The organism is Gluconobacter sp. P1D12_c (genome assembly GCF_018812105.1).
GTDB lineage: Bacteria > Pseudomonadota > Alphaproteobacteria > Acetobacterales > Acetobacteraceae > Gluconobacter > Gluconobacter oxydans_A.
Genome location: NZ_JACSIQ010000568.1, coordinates 1 through 419 on the forward strand (window position 1 = coordinate 1; position 419 = coordinate 419).

1 protein-coding gene is annotated in these 419 nt (G+C 33.9%); it reads right to left on the reverse strand.

The features are described 5' to 3' along the window. Positions 1–44 precede the first annotated feature (44 nt). The coding region (locus tag KP705_RS18180) for a hypothetical protein (protein ID WP_215765310.1) at positions 45–419 on the reverse strand (375 nt) is incomplete at its 5' end.

The following is a 419-nucleotide window of genomic DNA, read 5'->3' on the forward strand; positions in this document are numbered from 1 at the left end:
AAGCACTTTACGACTCAGCATCTCAAAATGTGCGAATTGATAACTCATGACAACGATCCAAAAAATTTCTCGCAAATCGTTGAGAGTCTTCTTTTAAAATCATCAGACGTACAATTTTCCAAATCTAAATTATCGATACTCGAATACAAACCATCCTTGTCACATTCTTCTAAATCTTTAACCCAAAGGCGTATCTCATCTTTATTGTCATTAACAAAAACACACTCGTAACAAAAATCATCCTCGTCATCGTTCAAATATTCGTTGAATCTTAAAAAACCATATCCCCTGCTTTCTATGTAATCCAAAAACAAAGAAGAATGCGAAGGAAGACAACGCAAATAATCTCTATAACTTTTCACATCCTTCACAGGAAAAGAATGGTCAATATAATGGTCATGCAAACAAGTCATGATATC